Below are 24,671 nucleotides of genomic sequence, written 5' to 3'. Positions count from 1 at the left end.
GCTACGAGCCCGTGTAGGTCTCCGGGTCCGGGCGCAGCCGGGTGCCGTCGTTGAGCGCGTTGAGCGCATCCATGTGCTCGGCGGCCAGCTCGAAGTCGAACACGTCCAAGTTGGAGGCGATGTGCTCGGCGTTGGCTGACCGGAAGACGACCGCGTTGCCCAGCTGCAGGTTCCACCGCAGCAGCACCTGCGAGGCGGTCTTGCCGTATTCATCGGCGACCGAATTCACCGTCGCGTTGTCGTTCAATTTGCCCAGCGCCAGCGGCGTGTAGGACTGCGTGAGCACGTTGTGCTCGGCGTTCGTCTTGCGCAGCGCTTCCTGGTTGAGCAGCGGGTGCAGCTCGATCTGGTTGACCGCGGGGGTGACGAAGGTGAGGTCGATGACTGTCGTCAGGTGCTCGTCGGTGAAGTTGGAGACCCCGATCGAGCGGGCCTGACCGTTGCCGCGCGACTGGATCAGGCCGCCGAAGGAGTTGACGTAGGTCCCCAGGCTCGGGGCGGGCCAGTGGATCAGGTAGAGGTCGACGTAGTCCAGGCCGAGGCGCTCGAGGCTGGCGCTGCAGGCGTCCATCGCTTTCTGGAAACCCTGGTCGGCCGTCGCCAGTTTGGTGGTGACGAACAACTCGGCGCGGGGAATGCCGGAAGCGGCGATGGCGCGTCCGACGGCGGCTTCGTTCCCGTAGGCCGCGGCGGTGTCGATCAGCCGGCAGCCGATTTCCAGCGCCGCGGACACTGCGCGTTCGGTCTCGTCATCCGACAATTCCGCGACGCCAAGGCCCAGGGCCGGGATCGTGTTTTCGTCGTTGAGAGCAATGGAGGGTAAGGCGGAGCCCGACTCGCCGGCCAAATTCATTCACCTGCCTGTGAAATTGAAGGTTCGAGATTGTGCACCGAGCCGGGTTCCGTCATCAACGAGAGACCAACGCCGTTCGGCGCCGAGTTCGAGGCGCTCAGTTCGATATCGAACACGTCGAAGTTGCTCGCAGTCTGATGACAGCTCACCGACTTGGGGATCACGATATTACCGAGCCAGTAAAAGCAACCTAATCAACACCTGGGCAGGTGTCCATCCGCGCCTTCTGCATCGAGTACGCCACCCCGTACAGTTAGTCGCGCGGCACACCGGAATCGGCAGCCGTTCGGCCGGTCCTGCGTAGGACGCGGGGGCGGCGGCGATGTCGATTTGCCGGTAACCGACGACGGCGGCGCTGATCGCGCGTTTGGTGGCCGCCGGGGCCGGCAAGCCTTGAGGCGATTGGGTAGCGGTAACCGAATCACCGTTCGTCGTCGAGCGTTAGCACGTGTTGTTTAAGGGGGTTGCCCATGACCAGGCCTCTGTCAGGCGCACCGGAGCTCGAGTTCGGCGCCGCCCGCGCCTCGATGCCGCTGGCCAGTCGCATCCAGGGCGCCGTCACCGGCGTCGGGGCCAAGGTCATCCCGTGGATCCCGACCGCCATCAGACGAGGGCTGGTCCGTGGCCGTTCGGTCATCATCGACGGCAACACGCTGGATCCGACGTTGCAGCTGATGCTTTCGGGCCTGCGCGCCGTCGGCATCGACGGGCTGGTCGTGGATGACGACGCGCAGGCGTCGCGCGCGCAGATGCGCGAGTCGACCGTCGGGTTCCCCGGCCCGCAGATCCACGTCGACGTGGACGAGCTGTCGCTGCCCGGCCCGGCCGGCGACATCCCGGCCCGCCACTACCGCCCGGCGGGCGGGGAGGCGGCGCCGCTGCTGGTCTTCTATCACGGCGGGGGTTGGTCGATCGGCGACCTGGACACCCACGACGCCCTGTGCCGGCTGACCTGCCGCGACGCCGGCATCCACGTCTTGTCGATCGACTACCGGCTGGCCCCCGAGCACCCGGCGCCGGCCGCCATCGAGGACGCCTACGCGGCCTTCACCTGGGCCTACCGGCACGCCGGCGAGCTGGGTGCGACGCCGGGTCGCGTCGCGGTCGGCGGCGACAGTGCCGGCGGCAACCTGGCCGCGGTCGTCAGCCAGATGGCGCGCGACGAGGGCGCCCCGGCACCGGTGCTGCAATGGCTGATCTATCCGCGCACCGACTTCACCGCGCAGAACCGGTCGCTGACCTTGTTCTCGCGCGGCTTCCTGCTGACCAAGCGGGACATCGACTGGTTCGAATCGCAGTACCTGCGGCGCTCGGAACTCGACCGCACCGATCCGCGGGTATCCCCGGCGCTGGCCGAATCGCTGACCGGCCTGGCTCCCGCGCTGATCGCGGTCGCCGGCTTCGACCCGCTGCGCGACGAGGGCGAGAGCTACGCCGAGGCGCTGCGGGCCGCCGGGGTCGCGGTGGACCTGCGGTACCTGGGTTCGCTGACCCACGGCTTCGCCAATCTCTTCCCTCTGGGAGGCGACAGCATGGTCGCGACCAGCGAGCTGATTTCGGCCCTGCGCGCACACCTGAGCCGGGTCTGATTCCTCGAGCGGCCGGCGCCGGTAATCTAGAGGCGCTTTGTCCGATCGCTTTGTCCGCAACCGGGCAGACCGACAACTCGTACCGAAAGATCAGGGAACCTGTGGCCGACAAACCCAAACGTCCCCCTCGATTCGACATGAAGTCGGCATCCGGCGGTAAGTCGAACCGGCTGGTTCAAATCGGCGGCACCGCATTCGTGGTGATCTTCGCGGTCGCCCTCGTCTTCTACATCGTGACGTCGCACCACAAGAAGACCGGTCCCACCGGCGCCGGCGACACCGTCCGGGTGACGTCGAGCAAGCTGGTCACCCAGCCGGGCAGCAGCAACCCCAAGGCCGTGGTGACGTTCTACGAGGACTTCCTGTGCCCGGCGTGCGGCAACTTCGAGCGCACCTTCGGCCCGACGGTGTCCAGGCTCATCGACCTCGGCGCCATCGCCGCCGACTACTCCATGGTGTCGATCCTGGACAGTTCGCGGAACCAGAACTATTCGTCGCGCGCGGGGGCCGCGGCCCTGTGCGTCGCCGACGAGTCCCAGGACGCGTTCCGGCGCTTCCACTCCGCGTTGTTCAGCACCGACATCCAGCCGAGTGAAACCGCCAAGACGTTCCCGGACAACGCGCGGCTCATCGAACTCGCCCGCGAGGCCGGAGCGGCGGGCAAGGTTCCGGACTGCATCAACAGCGGCAAGTACCTGTCCAAGGTCACCGGCGAAGCGGCGACCGCGCACATCAACGCGACGCCGACCATCAAGATCAACGGTGACGACTACGACCCGTCGACGCCCGATGCGCTGGTCAACAAGATCAAAGAGATCGTGGGCAACATCCCGGGCATCGACGGCGCGGTCGCGCCGGCATCCATGTGACCGGTGCGGTGTCCACGGCAGCCGCTGACCCCACGGGCGACCTGACCGCGGATATGTCGCCGGCGCCGCGAGTGCCGGCGCTCAGCGCCTGGTGGGTGCTGATCGCCGGTCTGATCGGCCTGGCGGCGTCGATGACGCTGACGATCGAGAAGATCGACATCCTGGAAAACCCGTCGTACGTGCCGTCGTGCAACATCAACCCGATCCTGTCCTGCGGCTCGGTGATGATCACGCCGCAGGCGTCGCTGCTGGGCTTCCCCAACCCGCTGCTGGGTCTGGTGGCCTTCACCGTCGTGGTCGTCACCGGGCTGCTGGCGCTGACGAAAGTGGCTCTGCCGCAATGGTATTGGGTGGGGTTGACGGTCGGGGTGCTGGTCGGTGCGGTGTTCGTGCACTGGCTGATCTTCCAGAGCCTGTACCGCATCAACGCGCTGTGCCCGTACTGCATGGTGGTCTGGGCGGTCACCATGTCGCTGCTGGTGGTGGTCGCCTCCATCGCCTATCGCCCGGCGCTGCAAGACCGCCAGACCGGTCCGGCGTGGGTCCTCTTCCAATGGCGGTGGTCGGTCGCCGCGCTCTGGTTCACCGCGGTGTTCCTGCTGATCATGGCGCGGTTCTGGGACTACTGGTCGACGCTGCTGTAGGTAGCTGCAGGTGACCCGGATCATTGGCGGCGCGGCCGGGGGCCGTCGCATCGCGGTCCCGCCGCGCGGCACCAGGCCCACCACCGACCGGGTGCGCGAGTCGCTGTTCAACATCCTGACCGCGCGCCTGGAGCTGACCGGGCTCAGCGTGCTGGATCTCTACGCCGGCTCGGGCGCACTGGGATTGGAGGCGCTTTCCCGCGGCGCCGCCGCCGCGCTCTTCGTGGAGTCCGACTCGCGCACCGGCTCCGTCATCGCGCGCAACATCGAAACCCTGGGCCTGCCCGGCGCGACGCTGCGCCGGGGAGCGGTGGCGACCGTGCTGGCGGCCGGGACCGCGGCCGCATTCGATCTGGTGTTGGCCGACCCGCCCTACGACGTCGACGCCGCCGAGGTCGAGGCCGTACTGGCCGCGTTGGCCGCACACGGCTGGGTGCGTGCGGGCAGCGTCGCGGTGGTGGAGCGGGCGGCCGGCGGCGCGCCACTGAATTGGCCGGCCGGGTGGTCGGTGTGGCCGCATCGGGTTTACGGCGACACCCGTCTGGAGCTGGCCGAGCGTCAGTGAGGCGGGCGTGTACCGTCATTCGTCATGATCGCCGATGGACGGAGACCACCCCTTCACATCGGAGCGCCCGCATGACCGGCGCGGTGTGCCCGGGTTCGTTCGACCCGGTGACGTTGGGCCACATCGACGTATTCGAGCGCGCGTCGGCTCAGTTCGACGAGGTGGTGGTGGCGATCCTCACCAACCCCGCCAAAAAGGGCATGTTCGACCTGGACGAGCGGATCGCGATGATCAACGAATCGACGACGCACCTGGCCAACCTGCGGGTGGAAGCCGGGCAGGGCCTGGTGGTGGACTTCGTCCGGTCGCTCGGCATGACCGCCATCGTGAAGGGGCTGCGCACCGGCACCGACTTCGAATACGAGCTGCAGATGGCGCAGATGAACAAGCACGTCGCCGGCGTGGACACCTTCTTCGTCGCCACCGCCCCGCGCTATTCGTTTGTGTCGTCCTCGCTGGCCAAAGAGGTTGCGATGCTTGGCGGTGACGTGTCGGAACTGCTGCCCGAACCGGTCAATCGTCGCCTGCGCCAAAGGATTTCGGATAAGTCCTGACGCTGTTGCCCGACGCCGAAAGCCCTGCGCGGCAATTGGATTGACGGGCCGGGCCGAGGGGCTGGAGTACCCGGGCGCGCAGCGGGTACCCGATGGTTTCGAGTTCTCCGTCGATTACCCACGAGTCCCTCGCAAGGGGCAGTCGACGGGTTCGAGCGCGCCACGCGGTCGCCGACGTCGATAGGAGAACGGCAGCCATGACGGTAGACAATCCATTCGACGTACCCGAGGCCGCGGCCGATCTGATCGCGCTGCTCGCCGACGAGGGAGTCGCGCACTTCTTCATCAACCCCGGAACGGATTCCGCGCCGATCCAGGAGGCACTGGCGGCGGCGCGCGCCGCAGGCACGCCGAGCCCGCAGGCGGTGTTGTGCGTGCACGAGAGCATCGCGCTGGCGGCGGCCATCGGCCATCACATGGCCAGCGGCCGCCCGCAGGCGGTCATGGTCCACGTCGACGCCGGGACGCTGAACCTGGGCTGCCAGCTGCACAACGCGCAGCGCAACGGAACTCCGGTGGTGATGTTCGCCGGGCGCACCCCCTACAGTTCGGCGCCGCAGGTGCGCGGTCATCGCGATACCTACATCCATTGGCAGCAGGAGCAACTCGACCAGCCGGGCGTGGTGCGCAACTACGTCAAGTGGCACATGGAGGTGCCCCGCGGCCGCGAGCTGGCCCCGATCGTGCGTCGGGCGTTTCAGGTCGCCCAATCCTGCCCGTCCGGTCCCGCCTACGTCATGCTGCCGCGAGAAGCGTTGATGGAACCCGGCATCGGTGCGTTGCCGCGCCGGTTGCCGCCGGCCGTACCGCCCGGTCCTGAGCCGGGCGCGCTCGGACGGTTGGCGGGAATCCTGGTGGCGGGCAAGCGGGTTGTCATCGTCACGTCTCGGACCGCCGCCGACCCGGGGACTGCGACCGTGCTGGGCCGCATCGCCGAGCTGCTCGGCGCGCCGGTGATCGATCAGGGTGACCGCGCCAACCTGCCGCCGGGGCATCCGCTGCACGTGGTGGGCGAGGCCGCCCCGCTCGAAAGCGCCGACACCGTGCTGGTGTTGGACTCCGAGGTGCCCTGGGTGCCGTCGGAGCTGGCGCCGCCCGCGGACGCCCGCGTGGTGCAGATCGACGGGGATCCGGTCAAACCGAGCATGCCGCTGTGGTCGTATCCGGTCGAGGTCGCGTTGACCGCCGACACCCGCGTGGCGTTGCTGCTGCTCGAGCAGACCCTGCTGCGGTTGGCCACCGACGAGATGCGGGAGAAGTGGGCCGCGCGTCGGCAGGCGGCGGAGGCCGAGACCGCCGAACGCGGCCGCGAAGCGATCCGCCGGGCCGCTTCCGACCAGCCCGCGGATGTCCCCGATGCGATGCTGGCCGCGCTGGGTCGCGCCCTACCCGACGACGCGGTGGTGGTCCAGGAGGCCGTGACCAACCGGGCCGCCGTGGCCCGGCAGGTGCGCCGGGCGCCCGGGCACCTGTTCGATACGGGCGCACCGGCTTTGGGGTGGGCGCTGGGCGGCGCCTTCGGGGTCAAACTCGCCCGGCCGGAGGCGCCCGTCGTCGCCATCTGTGGTGACGGATCGTTTCACTTCGGCGTGCCCACGGCCGCGTTGTGGTCGGCGCATCGCCACGGTGCGCCGTTCGTGACGGTCGTCTTGAACAATCGGTCTTATCTGGCTTCCAGACTGCCGGTGATGGGGTTGTACCCGGGCGGAGTATCGGTGCGGGAGAACAACTTCGACGAAACGTGGCTCACCCCGGACACCGATTATGCCGCCCTCGCCAGGGCATGCGGCGGCAGCGGACGCAGCGTGCACACGCCGGCGGAGATGAGCGAGGCCATCGGCTGGGCGCTCGGCGAGGCCGACCAAGGGCGTTGCGTGGTGCTCGACGTGCGGTTGCCAGAACAATGACCCCGGTCAGTGGTGATGTTGGGATTCGCCGGCGTCGGGGGAACCGCCCATCATGCGCACCATCGGCAGGCCCCCGGAGGTGAGGAACCGGGCGACCAGGATGGCCGCGAGCGCCAGGAACGCGATGTTGAGCCAGGTCGTGTAGTTCCACGAGATCGAGGCTTCAATTACCGTCGCGTTGCGTTGCGGGGGAATGAGATGGGTTGTGCCGAAGATCAATTCGACCAGATACCCGGCGGCGACCATCGCGGCGTAGAAGGTGCCCAGCAGGGTCAGCATCATCTTGGTGCCGTAGTACTTGCGGTAGATGTTGAGGATCGGAAGGATCAGCAGGTCGGCGTAGATGAACGCGATGACGCCGCCGAAGCTGATGCCGCCGTTCCACAGCACCGCGGCCAGCGGGACATTGCCGATGGAGCATACGAAGGACACGATCGCCGCGACGGGCCCCACGATCGGCCCCCATATCGCGGAGAGGCCCGGGTGGTCGGCCAAAAAGAAGACCTGCCAGAACTTTTCGGGCACCCAGGCCCCGATGGCGCCCGCGATCAGCAGGCCCAGGACGAGGTCGCGCAGGATCGCCAGCCACTCCATCACGAACACGTGCGAGACCGAGGTCAGGCCCGCGGGGGAGAACAGCCGTCGCCAGAACGAGCCTTCCCCCTGGATGGACATGTCCATGGCGGCGTGGCCTTCCATGGAGCCGGCGATTCCCCGCTCGGCCTGCTCGCGGGCGGCGTCGACGAGGCGCGCCCGGATGAACAGCCGGAACAACACGGCCAGCACCACGATCATCAGCGGGCCGCCGACGAACTCGGCGGCGGTGAACTGCCAGCCCATCAGCAGCGCCAGGATGATGCCCAACTCCACCACCAGGTTGGTGGATCCGATTTCGAACGCCATCGCGGCGGTGAAGTCGGCGCCCTTGCGGAACAGCGATCGCGCCAACGCCACCGCGGCGTACGAGCACGACGACGACGCCGCTCCCAGTCCGGCCGCGACGGCCAGGGTGCGCGGTCGGTCGTCACCCATCAGCGACACGATCGTGGCGCGGCGCACGACGGCCTGCACCACCGCGGAGAGCGCAAAGCCCAGGATCAGCGCCCACAGGATTTCCCACGTCATCGAGCCCGCGAGCGTCAGGGCGTGCCCGACCGCTGATAGCACCGTCACTGTGTCCTCCTGCCGGAAACGAGTCGCTTCGAGGGCCGCCGCGCCCAACGTGGAGTATACCCCTCGGGGGTATAGGTCACGGGCGGGATGTCGCCATGTTTGCCGTCCGCGACCTAGAATCGCTGCACATAGCCGGGCCCCGGCGCGTCGACGCAACTGCCGGGACAGTGGTCCACCCGCATCACCGGGACCCGGCAACGAATATGGATGAATCACCCCGCGCGGCCGTGACGGCCGCGCAAACAGCGTGAATGGGCGCTTCCTGATGACACTGACTTCCCACCGCCGGGCCGGAAACACCGGACCAGGGCGTTTGAGGCGCACCGAACGGGCTAATACCCGACACACCGGTGTCGCCACCGCAGTCACAGGGACAACACCAGGCACACTAGTAACAACAGGATCTTTGCAGACGCCAGGAGGGTGTGGCCGTGTATCGAGTCTTTGAGGCGCTGGACGAACTCAGCGCCATCGTGGAAGAAGCCCGTGGCGTTCCGATGACGGCCGGCTGCGTGGTGCCTCGCGGCGACGTGCTGGAGTTGATCGACGACATCAAGGATGCGATCCCGGGCGAACTGGACGACGCCCAGGACGTCCTGGATGCGCGCGACTCGATGCTGCAGGACGCCAAGGCACACTCCGAGTCCATGGTGTCCTCGGCGACCACCGAGTCCGAGTCGATGCTCAACCACGCCCGCTCGGAGGCCGACCGGCTGCTGTCCGACGCCAAGGCGCAGGCCGACCGGATGGTGAGCGAAGCGCGCCAGCACAGCGAGCGGATGGTCGGCGAGGCCCGCGAAGAGTCGATGCGCATCGCCACGGCGGCCAAGCGCGAGTACGAGGCCAGCGTCGGGCGCGCCCAGGCCGAAGCCGACCGGTTGCTCGAAAACGGCAACATTTCCTACGAGAAGGCCGTGCAAGAGGGCATCAAGGAGCAGCAGCGCCTGGTCTCGCAGAACAGCGTGGTGGAGGCGGCCAACGCCGAGGCCACCCGGCTCATCGACTCGGCGCACGCCGAGGCCGACCGGCTGCGCGGCGAATGCGACATCTATGTCGACAACAAGCTCGCCGAGTTCGAGGAATTCCTCAACGGCACCCTGCGGTCGGTGGGGCGCGGGCGTCACCAACTGCGGACGGCCGCCGGGACCCACGACTACGCGGTGCGCTAGCCCTTCGCGGCCGTTTGCTGGGCGGGCGGGCCCTGGAAATATGCGGTCAGCGCCGTAGGATTTCCGATATGACGCGGCAGCACAGCACACCATCGACTCGGTCACGCCTGGCCGCACCGATGGTGTTCGACATCATCCGGCTCGGGCGCCGCCCCGGGGCGATGGTGACGTGGCAGAAAACCGTGCCCAGTCCGTCGCGCATCGGGCTGGACATGATCGCGATCGAGGCGGACGCCCCACTCGAGCTGGATTTACAGATCCAATCGGTGTCCGAGGGCGTCCTGGTGACCGGGACGGTCACCGCGCCCACCGCCGGCGAGTGTTCGCGCTGCCTGACCAAGCTCGAGGGGCAGGTGCACGTGCGGCTCACCGAGCTGTTCGCCTACCCGGACAGCACCACCGAGGCGACCACCGAGGAAGACGAGGTGGGCCACATCGTCGACGACACCATCGACCTCGAGCAGGCGATCGTCGACGCCGTCGGACTGGAACTTCCGTTCTCGCCCGTCTGCACGCCGGACTGCCCCGGGCTGTGTCCCGAGTGCGGTGTTTCGCTGGCCGCCGAGCCGGACCATCAGCACGATCGCATCGATCCGCGCTGGGCCAAGCTCGCGGGCATGTTCACCGCGGAGTCGGACGAGCCGCGGGGTGAGCGGTGAGTTCACGCCAACAGCTGCTCGACGCCCTCGGGGTTGAGCTGTCCGAGGAACTGCTGTCCCTGGCCCTCACGCATCGCAGTTATGCCTACGAACACGGCGGCCTGCCGACCAACGAACGCCTGGAATTCCTGGGCGATGCCGTGCTGGGACTGACCGTCACCGACGAGCTGTACCACCGGCACCCCGACCGCACCGAGGGTGATCTGGCCAAATTGCGCGCCAGCGTGGTCAACACCCAGGCGCTGGCCGACGTCGCGCGCAAGCTGTGCGACGGGGGCCTCGGCGTCCACCTGATGCTGGGGCGCGGGGAAGCCAACACCGGCGGCGCCGACAAATCCAGCATCCTGGCCGACGGCATGGAATCGCTGCTGGGCGCGATCTACCTCGATCACGGCATCGACGTTGCGCGCGAGGTGATTCTGCGGTTGTTCGGCCCGCTGCTGGACGCCGCGCCGACGCTGGGGGCCGGCCTGGACTGGAAGACCAGCCTGCAGGAACTGACTGCGGCCCGCGGCATGGGTGCGCCCTCCTACGTCGTCACCTCCACCGGGCCCGACCACGACAAGGAATTCACCGCGGTCGTCGTCGTGGCGGAGATCGAATACGGCACAGGGGTGGGCCGTTCCAAGAAGGAAGCCGAGCAGAAGGCCGCGGCGGCCACCTGGAAGACGCTCGACGTGCTGGACCCCGCGGGGAAAACCAGCGTCTAGATGCCCGAACTGCCCGAAGTCGAGGTGGTGCGCCGCGGCCTGCACGCCCACGTCGTCGGCAAGACGATGACGGCCGTGCGAGTGCATCACCCGCGCGCGGTGCGTCGTCACGAAGCCGGGCCCGCGGACCTCACCGCACGGCTGCTGAACGCGCGGATCACCGGCACCGATCGGCGCGGCAAGTACCTGTGGTTGCTGCTCGACACGGAACCCGCTGGGCAGGAATCGGATACGGCGCTGGTGGTGCACCTCGGCATGAGTGGGCAGATGCTACTGGGCGAGGTGCCGCGCGCCGACCACGTCCGGATCTCCGCGCTGCTCGACGACGGGACCGTGCTGAGCTTCGCCGATCAGCGCACCTTCGGTGGGTGGATGCTCGCCGATCTGGTCGAGGTGGACGGCAGCGTGCTGCCGGAGCCCGTCGCACATCTGGCGCGTGACCCGCTGGACCCGCGTTTCGATGCGGATGCGGTAGTAAAAGTGTTGCGGCGCAAGCATTCCGAGATCAAGCGGCAGCTTCTCGATCAGCAGGTGGTGTCCGGCATCGGCAACATCTACGCCGACGAGGCGCTGTGGCGCGCCAAGCTGAACGGCGCCCGGATCGCCGACACGCTGAGCCGCAAGCAGTTGATCGCCGTGCTGGACGCGGCGGCCGAGGTGATGCGCGATGCGCTGGCCCAGGGCGGGACCTCGTTCGATTCGCTGTACGTCAACGTCAACGGCGAATCCGGATACTTCGACCGATCGCTGGACGCCTACGGCCGCGATGGCCAAGCCTGCCGTCGTTGCGGAACGGTGATGCGCCGGGAGAAGTTCATGAACCGCTCCTCGTTCTACTGCCCGAAATGCCAACCGCGACCTCGTGTTTGAGTGTGTCCCCTCAATCGAAGATGTCGCGGCGCAGCGTCCCAGTGGGCAACGCCGGGTCCACGAACCACTCGTGGCTGAACAGCGCACCGAACACCGGGGGCGGCAACCGGAGCAGCAGCCCGAACACCTTCGCGGCCAGGCGCGAAGCGCCGATCTGAGAGCGGTGCGCGGCGAATGCGTCGCGCTTCTGGCGCGCGAAGCGAAAGACGTTGACGCGATGGGTGATTGCTGCGCGTGGCGCGTACGCACCACGAACGATGTCACGCTCGTACGGCCCGGGCAGCCGCAACAGGTGGGCGACATCGCTGACGCGGAGCAGCATTTCGCGCGGCATGGTCACCTCGAGCACCCGCTGGATGGCGGCGAGTTCGGCGGCCCGCTTGCCGACGTGGTGCACCTGAACGTGGTCGCGGTGGCCGTAGCCGCCGTTGGGCTGGTAGCTGAGCAGCAGATCGGCACGTTCGTCGCGCAGGATGCCGGCCAGCCGCCCGGCGGCCTCGTCGAGATCGGCCCGCCCGAACCGGGTGCGCCCGGGCGGATCCGGATAGAACAACGGGCCGTAGCCGCTGTCGGCGTACCCGAGGCACTCCACCCGGTGCGCCCCGAGAATGTTTGCGCTTCGGCGTAATTCGTCGAGCCGGTAGTTGCCGTCCTCGTTGTGGACGCGCCCGTCGGTGGCCGTGACCACGACCACCCGGTGCCCGGCCGCGGCCGCCCGCGCCAGGGTGCCGCCGGTGAGCACGACCTCGTCGTCGGGGTGGGCGTGGAAAGCGACGACGGTGGCCATGCTTAGCAGTATGCCCGCGCATCCGAGTTCGGCGCGCCCGGTAGAAATAGGCCATGGCCGAACTATGGGTGGAACGCAGCGGAACTCGCCGCTACACCGGGTACAGCTCGCGCGGCGCGCAGGTGCTGATCGGTTCCGAGGACGTCGAGGGCGTGTTCACGCCCGGTGAGCTGCTCAAGATCGCGCTCGCGGCGTGCAGCGGGATGTCCAGCGACCTGCCGCTGGCCCGCCGGCTGGGCGACGACTACATGGCGGTGATCAGGGTCTCCGGTGCCGCCGACCGCGAGCAGGAGCGCTATCCGCTGCTGGAGGAGTCCCTGGAACTGGACCTGTCGAGCCTGGCCGACGACGAGAAGGAGCGCCTGCTGGTCGTGGTCAACCGGGCCATCGATCAGATCTGCACCGTCGGTCGCACGCTCAAGTCCGGTACCACGGTCAACTTCGAGGTCAGCTCCGAGGCGAAAGATGCCGGAGCCTGACACCCAACTCACCGCCTGGGTGCACGGCCGGGTCCAGGGGGTGGGTTTCCGCTGGTGGACGCGCTGCCGTGCGCTGGAGCTGGGCCTCACCGGTTACGCGGCCAACCAGGCCGACGGCCGCGTCCTGGTGGTCGCCCAGGGTCCGCGGGCGGCCGGCGAGCGGCTGCTGCACCTGCTGGAAGGCGGCACGGCCTGGCCGTCGCGGCCCGGTCACGTCGACAAGGTGGTCGCAGAGTGGTCGCAGCCGCAGGAGCGATTCGAGGGTTTCGTCGAGCGCTGACGACACGTCCGGGCCCGCGGCGGCCTTCCGTCCGTCACATCTGTCACACCGGCACCACCTGGAGCACCGATGGTCGAGTGTGAAACGCGCTAGCGCCGGCGCTAGCGTGATTCGGAAGGTCATAATCACCCGCTCTCCGTGGCGGATGTGACCACTGTGACCAGTGCGCCGACCGCTCGAAGCGCGACGATATTTCGGACCCTGCCGACACCCTCGGTGCAGCCGTCCGGGGTGATTTGAGCGGTAGTCTGGCTCGCCGTGTACCTCAAGAGTCTGACGCTGAAGGGCTTCAAGTCCTTCGCCTCGCCGACGACTCTGCGCTTCGAGCCGGGCATCACCGCCGTCGTCGGGCCCAACGGCTCCGGCAAATCCAACGTCGTCGACGCGCTGGCCTGGGTCATGGGGGAGCAGGGCGCAAAGACGCTGCGCGGCGGGAAGATGGAAGACGTCATCTTCGCCGGGACCTCGTCGCGAGCCCCGCTGGGCCGCGCCGAGGTCACCGTCACCATCGATAACTCCGACAACGCGCTGCCCATCGAATACTCCGAGGTGTCGATCACGCGGCGGATGTTCCGCGACGGCGCCAGCGAGTACGAAATCAACGGCAGCAGTTGCCGTTTGATGGATGTTCAGGAATTGCTGAGCGACTCCGGGATCGGCCGGGAGATGCACGTCATCGTCGGGCAGGGCAAGCTCGACGAGATCCTGCAGTCGCGGCCGGAGGACCGTCGCGCGTTCATCGAAGAGGCCGCCGGTGTGCTCAAGCACCGCAAGCGCAAGGAAAAGGCGCTCCGCAAACTCGACGCGATGTCGGCGAACCTGGCCCGCCTCACCGACCTGACCACCGAACTGCGCCGCCAGCTCAAGCCGCTGGGCCGCCAGGCCGAGGTGGCCCGTCGCGCCCAGACCATCCAGGCCGACCTGCGTGACGCCCGGCTGCGGCTGGCCGCCGACGACCTGGTCAACCGGCAGGGCGAGCGCGAGGCCATCTTCGAGGCCGAGGCCGCCATGCGCCGCGACTACGACCAGGCCTCGTCGCGGCTGGCCGTGGCGTCCGAGGAGCTGACCACCCACGAGGCCGCCGTCGGCGAACTGTCGAGCCGGGCCGAGTCGGTGCAGCACACCTGGTTCGCGCTGTCCGCGCTGGCCGAGCGGGTCGCCGCGACGGTGCGCATCGCCAGCGAGCGGGCCCACCACCTCGATGTGGAGCCGATCGCCCCCAGCGACACCGACCCCGACGCGCTGGAAGCCGAGGCCGAGCAGGTCGCGGTCGCCGAGCGGCAGCTGCTCGCCGAACTGGCCGGGGCGCGCACCCGTCTGGACGGCGCCCGTGCCGAATTGGCCGAGCGCGAGCGCGAAGCCGCCGAGGCCGACCGGGCCCACATGGCGGCGGTGCGCGCCGAGGCGGATCGCCGAGAAGGCTTGGCGCGCTTGGCCGGTCAGGTGGAGACGATGCGGGCGCGCGTCGAATCGATCGACGACAGCGTGGCGCGCCTGTCCGAACGCATCGAACAGGCCGCCGCCCGCGCGCAGCAGGCCAAGGTGGAATTCGAGACCGTGCAGGGCCGGGTCGGTGAACTTGATCAGGGCGAGGTCGGTCTGGACGAACACCACGAGCGCACCGTCGCCGCGCTGCGGCTGGCCGACGAGCGGGTGGCCGAGCTGCAGTCCGCCGAGCGGGACGCCGAACGCCAGGTGGCGTCGTTGCGGGCCCGCATCGACGCGCTCGCGATCGGGCTCGACCGCAAGGACGGCGCGGCGTGGCTCACCCAAAACCACGGCGGCACAGGGCTTTTGGGGCCGATGGCCAAGCTGGTCAAGGTTCGCCCCGGCTACGAGGCGGCGCTGGCCGCGGTGCTGGGATCGGCGGCCGACGCGCTGGCCGCCGAAAGCTTCGGCGCGGCCCGTTCGGCCGTCGCCGCCCTCAAGGAGGCGGACGGTGGCCGCGCCGCACTGGTGCTGGGCGACTGGCCCGCCGATCAGCCCCCGCCGCAGCCCGCCCCGGCGGGCGCGCGGTGGGCGCTCGACCTCATCGACGCTCCGGCGCGGCTGCGCGGCGCGATCACTGCCATGCTCTCCGGCGTCGCGGTGGTCGACGACCTGGACCAGGCGCTGGCCCTGGTGGCGGCGCACCCCCGGCTGCGCGCCGTCACGCTCGACGGTGACCTGGTGGGCGCCGGCTGGGTGACCGGCGGCTCGGACCGCAAGCTGTCCACGCTCGAGGTGACCTCGGAGATCGACAAGGCCGGCGACGAGCTGACCGCCGCGGAGGCCCGGGTCGCCCAGCTGACCGCGGCGCTGTCCGGGGCGCTGACCGAGCAGGCTGCCCGTCAGGACTCGGCCGAGCAGGCGCTGGCCGCGCTCAACGAGTCCGACAGCGAGATCTCCGGGATGTACGAGCAGCTGGGCCGGCTCGGCCAGGAGGCCCGGAGGTCCGAGGACGAGTGGAGCAGGCTGCTGCGGCAGCGGGAAGAGCTCGAGGCGGGCCGGACCCAGACCGTCGCCGAAGTCACCGAGCTGGAAACCCGGCTGCGCAACGCTCAGGAGAGCCAGGACGCGCCGACCGAAGAACCCGTGAACCGTCAGGAGATCGCTGCGGCGACCGAAACCGCCCGCAGCGTCGAGGTGGAGGCCCGGCTGGCGGTGCGGACCGCCGAGGAGCGTGCGAATGCGGTTCGCGGGCGGGCGGATTCGTTGCGCCGCGCGGCCGCGGCCGAACGCGACGCCCGGTTGCGGGCCCAGCAGGCGAGGGAGGCACGGCTGCGTGCCGCCGCGGTGGCGGCGGCGGTGGCCGACTCGGGGCGGCAGCTGGCGCAGCGCCTGAACGGGGTCGTCGATGCCGCCTCCAAGATCCGCGACGCCCTGACCGCCGAACGCCAGCAGCGGGCGACCGCGATGGCCGCGGTGCGCGACGAGGTGAACGCGTTGAACGCCCGGGTGGCCGCCCTGACCGATTCGCTGCACCGCGACGAGGTGGCCAACGCCCAGGCGGCCATGCGGATCGAGCAGCTCGAACAGATGGTGCTCGAGCAGTTCGGCATGGCGCCGGCCGACCTGATCGCCGAGTACGGCCCGGAGAATCAGCTGCCGCCCTCCGAGCTGGAGATGGCCGAATACGAGCAGGCCAAGGACCGCGGCGAACAGGTATTCGCTCCCGCGCCGATTCCCTACGACCGGCCCACCCAGGAGCGGCGGGCCAAGCGGGCCGAGCGTGAGCTGGCCGAACTGGGCCGGGTCAACCCACTGGCGCTGGAGGAGTTCGCCGCGCTCGAGGAGCGCTACAACTTCCTGTCCACCCAGCTCGAAGACGTCAAGGCCGCCCGCAGGGACCTGCTCGGGGTGGTCGACGAGGTCGATGCCCGCATCCTGCAGGTGTTCAGCGAGGCCTACACCGACGTCGAACGCGAGTTCACCGAGGTCTTCACCGTGCTGTTCCCCGGCGGTGAGGGCCGACTGCGGCTGACCAACCCCGACGACATGCTCACCACCGGCATCGAGGTCGAGGCCCGCCCGCCGGGCAAGAAGGTCACCCGGCTGTCGCTGCTGTCCGGCGGCGAGAAGGCGCTGACGGCGGTGGCGATGCTGGTCGCGATCTTCCGCGCCCGCCCGTCGCCGTTCTACATCATGGACGAGGTGGAGGCCGCCCTCGACGACACCAACCTGCGGCGACTGATCTCGCTGTTCGAGCTGTTGCGGGCGCGCTCGCAGCTCCTCATCATCACGCACCAGAAGCCGACGATGGAGGTCGCGGACGCGCTCTACGGCGTGACCATGCAGGGCGATGGCATCACCGCCGTCATCTCGCAGCGGATGCGTGGCCAGCAGGTGGACCAGCTGGTCACCAGTTCGTCGTAGCCGCGCGACGCGGGCCGGCGCCATCCGATTAGCGCGCCCGAGGTGGTGGCTGCCGGGCGGCCACGCTGCCCCTGAAACAATGTCAGCGTGTCACAAGGTCTTTGGATCGCCATCGCGGTCGTCGCTGCCCTGGTCGTCATCACCGCGCTGGTCCTGGGCCTGCTGCGGTATCGGCGGCGCCGCATCAGCTTCTCGACCCGGACCGAGCCCGGGGCGATCGACCGGTCCGGCGGCTACACCGCGTCCTCGGGCATCACCTTCAGCCAGACCACGACGGCCGACCGGCTCGACACCACCGGTCTGCCCTCAGTAGGCGACGACGCGGCCATTCCGCGCGACGCGCCGCGGCGGACCATCTCCGAGGTCGAACTCCCCGAACCCGCGCCCGCGCCCGAGGCCCCGGCTGCCCCGCCACCACCGACCGTTCAGGCCCCGCCCGCGCCGGAGGCCCCGCCCGCCCCGGAGGCACCGGCGCCCGAAGCCCCGGCGGGCCCCCAGATCGAGGAGATCGCGCCCACCGAGGGCCGGCTGGAGCGGCTGCGCGGCCGGCTGGCCAGGTCGCAGAACGCGCTCGGCCGCAGCATGCTGGGCCTGATCGGCGGCGGCGACCTCGACGAAGACGCCTGGCAGGACGTCGAGGACACGCTGCTGGTCGCCGACCTGGGCCCGGTGGTTGCCGAATCGGTGATCTCCCAGCTGCGCAGCCGGCTGGCCAGCAGCGACGTGCGCACCGAGGCCGACGCCAAGGCCGTGCTGCGCGACGTGCTGATCAAGGAGTTGCAGCCCGGCATGGACCGGTCGATCCGGGCGCTGCCGCACGACGACCATCCCTCGGTGTTACTGATCGTGGGCGTGAACGGCACCGGAAAGACCACGACCGTCGGCAAGCTGGCCCGGGTCCTGGTGGCCGACGGGCGGCGCGTCGTGCTGGGCGCCGCCGACACGTTCCGCGCCGCCGCCGCCGATCAGCTGCAGACCTGGGCGTCGCGGGTGGGCGCGGAAGTGGTGCGCGGGCCCGAAGGCGCCGACCCGGCCTCGGTGGCCTTCGACGCCGTCGACAAGGGCATCGTCGCGGGCGCCGACGTGGTGCTCATCGACACCGCAGGGCGGCTGCACACCAAGGTTGGGCTGATGGACGAGCTCGACAAAGTTAAGCGGGTCGTAACCCGGCGTGCCGCGGTCGACGAGGTGCTGCTGGTGCTCGACGCCACCATCGGGCAGAACGGGCTGGCCCAGGCCCGGGTGTTCGCCGAGGTGGTCGAGATCACCGGTGCGGTGCTGACCAAGCTGGACGGAACGGCCAAGGGCGGCATCGTCTTTCGGGTTCAGCAGGAACTCGGCGTGCCGGTCAAACTCGTCGGGCTCGGGGAAGGCCCGGACGATCTCGCGCCGTTCGAACCGGCCGCTTTCGTCGACGCGCTGCTGGGCTGAAACCCCTTACACCGGGAGCGGGACGTTAATCCCGCTGAAACACGGCGGCACCATCGCCGAAACAACAATCTCGCAATGTTCTGGACAGGTCATCAGACGCATGTCTGGCGGCCAGTTTGTGGGCCGACCGGAGGAGATTGCGAGTGACATACCCGATACTGGGCCAGCCCAATACCGGCGATACCGCCTGGATGTTGGCCAGTTCCGCGCTGGTGCTGTTGATGACGCCGGGCCTGGCGTTTTTCTACGGCGGTATGGTGCGCGCCCGAAGCGTGCTGAACATGCTCATGATGAGCATCAGCGCGATGGGCGTGGTCACCGTGCTGTGGGTGCTCTATGGCTATTCGCTCGCCTTCGGCGACGACGCCGGCGGCGTCGTAGGAAAGCCGACCTCTTTTTGGGGCCTCAAGGGCCTCATCGGGGTCAACGCGGTGGCCGCCGACCCGAGCAAAGGCGTTGCGGCAACGGATATCCCGCTGGCGGGCACCCTGCCCGCCACCGTGTTCGTGGCGTTCCAGCTGATGTTCGCGATCATCACCGTCGCCCTGATCTCGGGTGCGGTGTCCGATCGGCTGAAGTTCGGTGCGTGGCTGGTGTTCGCCGGCCTGTGGGCGACGTTCGTCTATTTCCCGGTCGCCCACTGGGTTTTCGCGTTCGACGGCTTCGCCTCCGAGAAGGGTGGCTGGATCGCGAACAAGCTGCACGCCATCGACTTCGCCGGGGGCACCGCGGTCCACATCAATTCCGGTGTGGCGGGCCTGATGCTGGCGATCGTGCTGGGCAAGCGGCGCGGTTGGCCCACCACCTTGTTCCGGCCGCACAACCTGCCGTTCGTGATGCTCGGTGCCGGACTGCTGTGGTTCGGTTGGTACGGGTTCAACGCCGGATCGGCCACCAGCTCAAACGGTGTCGCCGGGTCGACCTTCATCACCACCACGGTCGCGACGGCCACCGCGATGCTCGGCTGGATGCTCACCGAGCGCATCCGCGACGGAAAGGCGACGACGCTGGGCGCGGCGTCCGGCATCGTCGCGGGCCTGGTCGCCATAACCCCGTCGTGCTCGTCGGTCAACGTGCTGGGCGCGCTGGTGGTGGGCCTGGTGGCGGGCGTGGTGTGCGCGCTGGCTGTCGGCCTGAAGTTCAAGCTGGGCTTCGACGACTCGCTCGACGTGGTCGGGGTGCACCTGGTCGGCGGTCTGGCCGGCACCCTGCTGGTGGGGCTGCTCGCCGCTCCGGAGAGCCCGGCCATCAACGGCGTCACCGGGGTGTCCAAGGGACTGTTCTACGGCGGCGGCTGGGCCCAGCTCGAACGGCAGGCAGTCGGCGCGTTCAGTGTTCTCATCTACTCTGGGGTGGTTACGCTGATCCTGGCGTTGATCCTGAAGTACACCATCGGGCTTCGTCTCAACCCAGAAGCGGAAGCCACGGGTATCGATGAGGCCGAGCATGCCGAGAGTGGATACGATTTCGCCGTGGCTACCGGTTCGGTTCTCCCGCCCCGGGTCGCGGTGGCGGATACCCGCAACGGCCTGGAGGAGGAGCGAGTGGGCGACAAAGTGGAGGCAGAGCAGTCATGAAGCTGATCACCGCGATCGTAAAGCCGTTCACGCTCGATGACGTGAAGACCAGTCTCGAGGACGCGGGCGTCCTGGGGATGACGGTCAGCGAAATCCAGGGCTACGGACGGCAGAAGGGCCACACCGAGGTCTACCGGGGCGCCGAATACTCGGTCGACTTCGTGCCCAAGGTGCGCATCGAGGTCGTCGTCGACGACTCCATTGTCGACAAGGTCGTGGACAGCATCGTCCGGGCCGCGCGCACCGGCAAGATCGGCGACGGCAAAGTGTGGGTAAGCCCCGTGGAGACCATTGTGCGGGTGCGCACCGGCGAGCGTGGGACCGATGCGCTATGACATCCGCTGTCAATTGCTGATTCAACCCGGGCGGGCCGGGAGGGCATGACCCCGAACGACCCTGACTCGTCCGGGTACCTGAGCGGGACAGAAAGCGCCTGCGGGGCAGTCGATCTGGCTGCCTCGCGGCGCCAACTGCTGTCTGAGGGCAGCAAGCTGCATGCCGCCGAACTGCGGCATGCCTGGCTGGATCTGCACGAATCATGGTTGATGGCCAAGGCCGCCGAGATCGGGATCACCGACGGCAGCGGCTTTGCGGTCGTCGGGATCGGCGGCCTGGGTCGCCATGAGCTGTTGCCGTATTCCGACCTTGATTTAATGCTGTTGCACGACAACAAGTCCGACGACGTGCTGGGCAAGGTCGCCGACAAGTTGTGGTATCCGTTGTGGGACGCCAACGTTCGGCTCGACCACAGCGTGCGAACCGTGTCCGGGGCCCTCGGCGTCGCCAATGCCGACATGATCGCGGCGCTGGGCATGCTGGACGCCCGCCACATCGCCGGCGACGCGCGGCTGTCCGATGAGTTGATCGCCGGCGCACGCCGCCAGTGGCGCAGCGCAATTCGCTCCCGCATGAACGAGCTCGTCGAAATGACGCAGGCCCGCTGGGACCGGTGTGGCCGCATCGCGCAGCGCGCCGAGCCGGACCTGAAGTCGGGTCGCGGCGGCCTTCGCGATGTCCAACTGCTCGACGCGCTGGGCGTGGCTCAGCTGATCGACCGCCACGGCATGGCGCGCCCGGAATCGCCCGGGGGGTCCCTCGACGATGCCCACCTGACAATGCTCGACGTGCGCACCGAGCTGCACCGGGTGTCGGGACGCGGACGTGATCAGCTGCAGGCCCAATACGCCGACGAGATCAGCGCCGCCCTGCACAGCGGGGACCGATTTGACTTGGCGCGCAAGCTATCTGATGCCGGGCGCACCATCGCCTACCACACCGAGACGGGCATTCGGACCGCCGAGAACGCCCTACCGCGCCGCGGGGTGACGGCCCTGGTGCGGCGCCCCAAGCGGCGTCCGCTGGACGAGGGCGTCGTCGAATATGCCGGAGAGATCGTGCTTGCCCGCGACGCACGCCCCGATACCGACGTGGGTCTGGTGTTGCGGGTGGCAGCCGCATCGGCCGATACCGGGTTGCCGATCGGCGCCGCCACGTTGAGCCGGCTGGCCGCCAACGCGCCCGAGATGCCGGTGCCGTGGCCGCGAGAGGCGTTGGACGACTTGCTGGTTGTGCTGTCCGCCGGCCCGACCACGGTGGCGACGATCGAGGCGCTGGACCGCACCGGGCTGTGGGGCCGGCTGCTACCCGAATGGGATGCCATCCGCGACCTGCCGCCCCGCGACGTCGCGCACAAGTGGACGGTGGACCGCCACGTCATCGAGACGGCCGTCAACGCCGCACCGCTGTCCACCCGGGTGGCGCGACCCGACCTGCTCGCGCTGGGCGCGCTGCTGCACGACATCGGCAAGGGCCGCGGCGTCGATCACAGCGTGCTCGGTGCGGGCCTGGCGCTCGAGATCGGGCCCAGGCTGGGCATGCCGCCGGTCGAGGTCGAGCTGCTGGCACAACTGGTCCGCCACCATTTGCTGCTGCCGATTGTGGCCACCCGCAGCGACCTCAATGACCCCAAAACCATTGAGCGCGTGGTGAAATCGCTGAGCGGGGACGCGCTGCTGCTCGAAGTTCTGCACGCGCTGACCGAGGCGGATTCGAAGGCCACCGGTCCCGGGGTGTGGAGCGAATGGAAGGCGTCGCTGATCGAGGACCTGGTCCGGCGCTGCCGGCTGGTGATGGCGGGGGAGTCACTTCCCGAGGTAGAACCCGCTGCACCGCAATATCTTTCGCTGACCGGCGATCGCGGGGTGCAGGTAAACATCACGCCCAGCGGTGGTGAGCGCCTCGATGTGGTGATGGCGGCACCGGACCAGCGGGGGCTGGTATCGAAGGCCGCCGCGGTGCTGGCGTTGAACTCGCTGCGCATCCATTCGGCCTCGGCCAGCACCCACGAGGGGTTCGCGATCGTCGAATTCGTGGTGTCGCCGCTGTTCGGTTCGCCGCCCGAAGCGGGCCTGCTGCGCCAGCAGTTCACCGGCGCGCTGGCCGGCGACGTCGACGTGCTGGGCACGCTGGAGAAGCGTGACAGCGACGCCGTCAGCGCGGCGACCAGCCGGGCCGGCGAGGTTCAGGTCGGGGTGCCCGTCACCCGGTCCAGCGCGCCGCCTCGCATCCTGTGGGTCGACTCGGCCTCGCCCGACCAGTTGATCGTCGAGGTCCGCGCCATGGACCGGCTCGGACTGCTCGCGCTGCTGACCCGCGCGCTGGAACGGGCGGGCACCGACATCGTCTGGGCGAAGGTCAACACCTTCGGGTCGACGGCGGCCGACGTGTTCTGCGTGACGGTGTCGGCCGAGGCGGCCGACGCGGCCGGCGACGCCGAGCACGGCGCGCGGGACGTGGTCGAGCAGAGCCTGCTGGCGGTGCTGGGTGGGCCCGCGGTCGAGGTGCTCGAGGAACCCGTCGGCGACTAGGCCTGCTTACTTGCGGGCGGTCACGAATGCTCGGCGATGAGCTGCCGCACGGCGTCGATGCGCGCGCGCAGCTGTTCGCGGGTCGCCGCGGCGATCGGGGGGCCGCCGCAGCGGCGCCGCAGTTCGTTGTGGATCCAGCCGTGCGGCTTGCCGGTGCGGTGATGGGCGATCGACACGAGCGTGTTCAGCTCGCGGCGCAGTTCCCGGAGCTGGCCGTGCACGGTGGCCGGCGGAGCCTCGACCGCCGACAGCCTCCCGCCTTCCTTTTGCAGTTGGGCCCGCTTCTGCAGTTGCTCCTCCTGGCGCTGGTGCAGCAGCGCGCGCATCTGGTCGGCATCGAGCAGGCCCGGGATGCCGAGGTAGTCGGCCTCCTCGTCGCTGCCGGCCGCAGCGGCGGTGCCGAACGATGATCCGTCGAAGATGAGTTGATCGAGTTCGGCGTCGGCACCCAACGAGGTGAACCCCTTGTCGAGGTCGCTCTTCTCGTCCTGTGTCTTGGTGGCGGGATCGTCCTCCAGCGGGTCGCCCTCGGAGACGCGGTGCGGCTCGCCGAGCACGTGGTTGCGCTGGGCCTCCAGCTCGCTGGCCAGCTGCAGCAGGTTGGGGACCGACGGCACGAAGATGCTGGCGATCTCGCCCGGGCGGCGCGACCGCACGAACCGGCCGATGGCCTGGGCGAAGAACAGCGGTGTCGAGGCGCTGGTGGCGTAGATCCCGACCGACAGCCGCGGCACGTCGACACCCTCGGAGACCATGCGCACCGCGACCAGCCAGCGGCTGGTGCTCGCGGCGAAGTCGCTGATGCGCGCCGACGAGCCGGGGTCATCGGAGAGCACCAGCGTCGGCGCCTCGCCGGCCAGCTTGGTCAGCAGGACGGCGTAGGCGCGGGCCGCGGTCTGATCCGAGGCGATGATCATGCCGCCCGCATCGGGTATGTGCGTGCGCAGCTGGCGCAGCCGCAGATCCGCGGCGGTGATCACCGCAGGCATCCATTCGCCGGCGGGGTCGAGCGCCGTACGCCAGGCGCGGGCGGTCTGCTCGGCCGACAGCGGCTCGCCGAGGCGGGCCGCGTGCTCCTCGCCGGCGCTGTCGCGCCACCGGGCCTCCCCGGAGTAGGCGAGGAAGACCACCGGCCGGACCACGCCGTCGGCGAGAGCGTCGGTATAGCCGTAGGTGTGGTCGGCCTGCGAACGCCGTATCCCGTCGGGACCGGCCTCGTACGTCACGAACGGGATCGGGCTGTCATCGCTGCGAAAGGGCGTCCCCGTCAGGGCGAGCCGGCGGGTCGCGTCGCCGAACGCCTCGCGGATCGCGTCGCCCCACGTCTTGGCGTCGCCGCCGTGGTGGATCTCGTCGAAGATGACCAGGGTCTTGCGCTGCTCGGTGCGCACCCGGTGCAACGTCGGATGCGCGGCGACCTGGGCGTAGGTGACCATCACGCCGTGATACTCCGGGGCGATCCGCGCGTTGCTGTTGGAGAACTTCGGATCCAGGGCGAGGCCGTAGCGCTGCGCGGCCTGCGCCCACTGCACCTTCAGGTGCTCGGTGGGCACCACGACGGTGATGTGCTCGACGGCGCGCTGGCCGAGCAGTTCGGCCGCCACCCGCAGGGCGAAGGTCGTTTTCCCCGAGCCCGGGGTGGCCACCGCCAGGAAATCGCGCGGCCGGGCGGCGAGGTACTTGACCAGCGCCCTGCGCTGCCAACCACGCAGCACGCCGGTGTCGCTGGTGTCGCTGGGTGCGCTGTCGGCCTGCGCCTGGATGCTGCTGAGCGGCACCGACACAGGCCCCCCGTTCGTTACTCGTCGACGCGGCTGACTCGATTGAGTCGCG

The 24,671-nt window shown here is 69.2% G+C and carries 21 protein-coding genes; 17 read left to right on the top strand and 4 right to left on the bottom strand.

From position 1 onward, the window contains the following. Window position 1: 1 nt before the first annotated feature. Complete coding sequence (locus MTY59_RS26825; protein ID WP_221046678.1) at window positions 2-847, bottom strand: aldo/keto reductase; 846 nt, start codon at window positions 845-847, stop codon at window positions 2-4. Between the two features lie 476 nt (window positions 848-1,323). On the opposite strand from MTY59_RS26825, the gene MTY59_RS26820 reads away from it, so the two are divergent. The 6 genes from MTY59_RS26820 (at window position 1,324) to MTY59_RS26795 (ending at window position 6,981) form a co-directional block, all read left to right on the top strand. Further along, window positions 1,324-2,442: an alpha/beta hydrolase gene (locus MTY59_RS26820; protein WP_221043833.1), complete on the top strand. Its 1,119-nt coding sequence runs from the start codon at window positions 1,324-1,326 to the stop codon at window positions 2,440-2,442. 101 nt (window positions 2,443-2,543) lie between these two features. Beyond that, complete coding sequence (locus MTY59_RS26815) at window positions 2,544-3,311, top strand: DsbA family protein (protein WP_221043832.1); 768 nt, start codon at window positions 2,544-2,546, stop codon at window positions 3,309-3,311. After that, window positions 3,308-3,955, top strand: coding sequence for a vitamin K epoxide reductase family protein (locus MTY59_RS26810; RefSeq protein ID WP_221043831.1), 648 nt, complete (start codon window positions 3,308-3,310; stop codon window positions 3,953-3,955). Before MTY59_RS26815 ends, MTY59_RS26810 begins: the two co-directional genes overlap by 4 nt. Before the next feature lie 10 nt (window positions 3,956-3,965). Then, on the top strand, window positions 3,966-4,520 hold the full coding sequence (gene rsmD, locus MTY59_RS26805; RefSeq protein ID WP_221043830.1) for a 16S rRNA (guanine(966)-N(2))-methyltransferase RsmD: 555 nt from the start codon (window positions 3,966-3,968) through the stop codon (window positions 4,518-4,520). A 71-nt stretch (window positions 4,521-4,591) separates the two neighbouring features. Next, a complete protein-coding gene (gene coaD / locus MTY59_RS26800; RefSeq protein ID WP_221043829.1) occupies window positions 4,592-5,074 on the top strand; it encodes a pantetheine-phosphate adenylyltransferase in 483 nt (160 codons plus the stop codon). A gap of 197 nt (window positions 5,075-5,271) precedes the next feature. After that, window positions 5,272-6,981: a thiamine pyrophosphate-requiring protein gene (locus tag MTY59_RS26795; protein WP_221043828.1), complete on the top strand. Its 1,710-nt coding sequence runs from the start codon at window positions 5,272-5,274 to the stop codon at window positions 6,979-6,981. Window positions 6,982-6,987: 6 nt separating this feature from the next. On the opposite strand, the gene MTY59_RS26790 is transcribed toward MTY59_RS26795, so the two are convergent. Then, the gene (locus tag MTY59_RS26790) at window positions 6,988-8,202 is read right to left on the bottom strand and encodes a permease (RefSeq protein WP_431190727.1); all 1,215 of its coding nucleotides are present in this window, start codon (window positions 8,200-8,202) and stop codon (window positions 6,988-6,990) included. A 383-nt stretch (window positions 8,203-8,585) separates the two neighbouring features. Here MTY59_RS26790 and sepIVA point away from each other — a divergent pair, with 383 nt between their 5' ends. From sepIVA to mutM, 4 genes are all read left to right on the top strand, one after another. Continuing rightward, the gene (sepIVA, locus tag MTY59_RS26785) at window positions 8,586-9,323 is read left to right on the top strand and encodes a cell division protein SepIVA (RefSeq protein ID WP_067347989.1); all 738 of its coding nucleotides are present in this window, start codon (window positions 8,586-8,588) and stop codon (window positions 9,321-9,323) included. A gap of 68 nt (window positions 9,324-9,391) precedes the next feature. After that, window positions 9,392-9,982 (top strand): YceD family protein, encoded by a 591-nt coding sequence (locus tag MTY59_RS26780; protein ID WP_221043826.1) that lies wholly within the window; start codon window positions 9,392-9,394, stop codon window positions 9,980-9,982. After that, entirely contained in the window at window positions 9,979-10,692 is a 714-nt protein-coding gene (gene rnc / locus MTY59_RS26775) for a ribonuclease III (protein ID WP_221043825.1), read from the top strand. Before MTY59_RS26780 ends, rnc begins: the two co-directional genes overlap by 4 nt. Further along, window positions 10,693-11,562: a DNA-formamidopyrimidine glycosylase gene (mutM, locus tag MTY59_RS26770; protein WP_221043824.1), complete on the top strand. Its 870-nt coding sequence runs from the start codon at window positions 10,693-10,695 to the stop codon at window positions 11,560-11,562. A gap of 10 nt (window positions 11,563-11,572) precedes the next feature. On the opposite strand, the gene MTY59_RS26765 is transcribed toward mutM, so the two are convergent. Next, window positions 11,573-12,349 (bottom strand): PIG-L deacetylase family protein, encoded by a 777-nt coding sequence (locus MTY59_RS26765; RefSeq protein WP_221043823.1) that lies wholly within the window; start codon window positions 12,347-12,349, stop codon window positions 11,573-11,575. A gap of 53 nt (window positions 12,350-12,402) precedes the next feature. Here MTY59_RS26765 and MTY59_RS26760 point away from each other — a divergent pair, with 53 nt between their 5' ends. The 7 genes from MTY59_RS26760 (at window position 12,403) to MTY59_RS26730 (ending at window position 22,838) form a co-directional block, all read left to right on the top strand. Beyond that, window positions 12,403-12,828: an OsmC family protein gene (locus tag MTY59_RS26760; RefSeq protein ID WP_221043822.1), complete on the top strand. Its 426-nt coding sequence runs from the start codon at window positions 12,403-12,405 to the stop codon at window positions 12,826-12,828. Beyond that, window positions 12,815-13,108, top strand: a complete 294-nt coding sequence (locus tag MTY59_RS26755; protein ID WP_221043821.1) for an acylphosphatase — start codon at window positions 12,815-12,817, stop codon at window positions 13,106-13,108. The genes MTY59_RS26760 and MTY59_RS26755 overlap by 14 nt, the downstream gene beginning before the upstream one ends. Before the next feature lie 258 nt (window positions 13,109-13,366). Beyond that, window positions 13,367-16,963, top strand: a complete 3,597-nt coding sequence (smc, locus tag MTY59_RS26750) for a chromosome segregation protein SMC (protein ID WP_221043820.1) — start codon at window positions 13,367-13,369, stop codon at window positions 16,961-16,963. A gap of 87 nt (window positions 16,964-17,050) precedes the next feature. Next, window positions 17,051-18,394 carry a signal recognition particle-docking protein FtsY gene (gene ftsY, locus MTY59_RS26745; RefSeq protein WP_221043819.1) on the top strand — a complete coding sequence of 448 codons (1,344 nt, stop codon included), beginning with the start codon at window positions 17,051-17,053 and terminating at the stop codon, window positions 18,392-18,394. Between the two features lie 191 nt (window positions 18,395-18,585). Beyond that, on the top strand, window positions 18,586-19,971 hold the full coding sequence (locus tag MTY59_RS26740) for an ammonium transporter (RefSeq protein ID WP_221046677.1): 1,386 nt from the start codon (window positions 18,586-18,588) through the stop codon (window positions 19,969-19,971). Then, window positions 19,968-20,306 (top strand): nitrogen regulatory protein P-II, encoded by a 339-nt coding sequence (glnB, locus tag MTY59_RS26735; RefSeq protein WP_003878721.1) that lies wholly within the window; start codon window positions 19,968-19,970, stop codon window positions 20,304-20,306. The genes MTY59_RS26740 and glnB overlap by 4 nt, the downstream gene beginning before the upstream one ends. A gap of 45 nt (window positions 20,307-20,351) precedes the next feature. Continuing rightward, window positions 20,352-22,838 (top strand): [protein-PII] uridylyltransferase, encoded by a 2,487-nt coding sequence (locus MTY59_RS26730; protein ID WP_221043818.1) that lies wholly within the window; start codon window positions 20,352-20,354, stop codon window positions 22,836-22,838. Between the two features lie 20 nt (window positions 22,839-22,858). Here the strand turns inward: MTY59_RS26730 and MTY59_RS26725 are convergent, their stop codons facing one another. Continuing rightward, window positions 22,859-24,622, bottom strand: a complete 1,764-nt coding sequence (locus tag MTY59_RS26725) for a DEAD/DEAH box helicase (protein WP_221043817.1) — start codon at window positions 24,620-24,622, stop codon at window positions 22,859-22,861. Between the last annotated feature and the right edge of the window lie 49 nt (window positions 24,623-24,671).

The organism is Mycobacterium senriense (assembly GCF_019668465.1).
GTDB lineage: Bacteria > Actinomycetota > Actinomycetes > Mycobacteriales > Mycobacteriaceae > Mycobacterium > Mycobacterium senriense.
This window is presented reverse-complemented; position numbering and strand designations above follow the sequence as displayed.